This is a genomic window from Calidithermus terrae (assembly GCF_003574345.1).
GTDB lineage: Bacteria > Deinococcota > Deinococci > Deinococcales > Thermaceae > Calidithermus > Calidithermus chliarophilus.
On sequence record NZ_QXDL01000370.1, the window covers coordinates 1 to 2,153 of the forward strand.

Genomic DNA, 2,153 nt, shown 5'->3' on the forward strand with positions numbered 1-2,153 from the left:
ACCCCTCATAATGGCCCTGCTATGTTCGAAGAGGTGCTCGGCAACCCCCGCCCCCTGTTGTTCACTCTGGCCCTGGGCGCCGCACTGGTAGGCGGCCTGGTGATGGCTTTTTCGGCGCAGAAAGCGGCTCCCCGGTGGCTGGCGTATGGGTTCTGGGGCCTCGCCCTGGCGCTGCTGCTGCTGGGGCTGACACGGTAGGATGGGGGCCATGCCCAAGCGCATCGTCAGCGTCTCCATCGGCTCGTCCAAGCGCAACTCCAGGGCCGAGTTCAGCCTCGAGGGCCTGCCCGACACCTTCGTGCTCGAGCGCATCGGCACCGACGGGAGCTGGGAGAAGGCCATCGAGCTGGTGCGCAAGCTCGACGGGCAGGTGGACGCCTTCGGCCTGGGCGGGGCCGACCTGTACGTGTGGGCCGGCAAACGCCGCTACACCTTCCGCGACTCGGCCCGCATGGCGGCCGCCGCGGAGAAGAGCCCCATGGTGGACGGCTCGGGCCTCAAGCACACCCTCGAGCGCAACGCCGTGCGCCTGCTCGACCCGCAAATTCGGTGGAAAGGGAAGAAGGTGCTCGTCCCCAGCGCCCTCGACCGTTTCGGCCTGGCCGAAGCCCTCGACGCGGCGGGGGCCGAAGTGATCTACGGCGACTTCATCTACGCGCTGGGCTTGCCCTTTCCCATCCGCCAGCTCGCGGTGCTGCGGCTGTGCGCCTACATCCTGATGCCCCTCATCACCCAACTGCCCTTCAAGTGGCTCTACCCCACGGGCGAGAAGCAGGAGAAGCAGATCCTCGACTGGCGGCAGAAGTACTTCCAGTGGGCCGACGTGATCGCCGGGGACTGGCACTTCATGCGCCGTTACATGCCCCAGGACATGCGGGGGAAGGTCATCCTCACCAACACCACCACCGCCGAAGACCTGGAGTTCATGCGCGCCAGGGGCGTCAAGACCCTCATCACCACCACCCCGCGCATCTCGGGCCGCAGCTTCGGCACCAACGTGATGGAGGCCTTCGTCGTGGCGCTGGCCGGGAAGTACCCCCTGAGCGAGGGGGAGTACCTCGAGTACATCGAGAAGCTCGGCCTCAAGCCGCAGGTCACCGAGCTCTCGTAGGGCCGGGCGCCGCGAAATTGAGTAAAGCCTTCGCGCCATGTACAATCACGCTTTGGAAAAGCCCTCCTCGGGCTAAAGGAGTTTTGCATGATCAGCGTGACCGATTTGCGCAACGGCACCAAAGTGAAAATGGACGGCGGCCTGTGGATGTGCGTGGACTACCAGCACCAGAAGATCGGGCGCGGGGGGGCGAAGGTGGTCGCCAAGTTCAAGAACCTCGAGACCGGCGTGACCGTGGAGCGCTCCTTCAACTCGGGGGAGAAGCTCGAGGACATCTACGTCGAGGTCAAGGACCTGCAGTACCTCTACCCCGAGGGCGACGAGCTCGTGCTGATGGACCTCGAGACCTACGAGCAGTTCCACGTGCCTAAAGACATCACCGACGCGGCCATCTTCCTCAAGGAGGGCATGACCGTGCAGGGCTCGATGTACAACGGGCGCCCGCTCGACATCACCCCGCCCTTCACCGTCGAGCTCAAGATCGTGGACACCCCCCCCGGCGTGCGCGGCGACACCGTCTCGGGCGGCACCAAGCCGGCGACGCTCGAGACCGGCGCCGTGGTGCAGGTGCCGCTGTTCGTGGAGACCGGCGAGGTCATCAAGGTCGATACCCGCACGGGCACGTACATCAGCCGGGCCTGAGCGGGCCAGCAGCCAGGGGCGATCTCCGAAGTCGCCCCTGTTTTCATGCCGAGCACGCCCCGGTGCGCGGTGACTCCCGCCCTGGCGCCAGCCTCCGGCCCGCTGCCCGGCTCGAGCCCTCTGGACAGCGCCCTAGGTATACTTGGGGCGTTCGGATCGCCCGAGGTGAATATGAACGCGAAGGAACTGAAGCTCATCCTGCAAGCCTTGGTTGAAAACGAGGTTTCCGAACTCAGCCTCGAGACCCCCGACTACAAACTCACCGTCAAACGCGGCGGCTCAAACCCGGCGGTGACCTACGTGGCCTCACCGCCCCCGGCGGCCCACGTCGCCGTGCAGAACCCCGCCCCCTGGCGCAGAGCCTCCAGCTCGGCTTCGGAAGGTGCCGCAACGGCGCTTC

General features: G+C 66.1%; 3 protein-coding genes and 1 pseudogene. All 4 read left to right on the forward strand.

Going from position 1 to position 2,153, the window contains the following annotated elements:
• Positions 1-21 precede the first annotated feature (21 nt).
• Positions 22-198 (forward strand): hypothetical protein, encoded by a 177-nt coding sequence (locus Mterra_RS22675; RefSeq protein WP_170159774.1) that lies wholly within the window; start codon positions 22-24, stop codon positions 196-198.
• A gap of 10 nt (positions 199-208) precedes the next feature.
• Entirely contained in the window at positions 209-1,111 is a 903-nt protein-coding gene (locus tag Mterra_RS20800; protein WP_119316820.1) for a quinate 5-dehydrogenase, read from the forward strand.
• An 87-nt stretch (positions 1,112-1,198) separates the two neighbouring features.
• A complete protein-coding gene (gene efp / locus Mterra_RS20805) occupies positions 1,199-1,753 on the forward strand; it encodes an elongation factor P (RefSeq protein ID WP_027893133.1) in 555 nt (184 codons plus the stop codon).
• 171 nt (positions 1,754-1,924) lie between these two features.
• Positions 1,925-2,153, forward strand: a pseudogene (locus Mterra_RS23325) (acetyl-CoA carboxylase biotin carboxyl carrier protein); the annotation flags it as partial.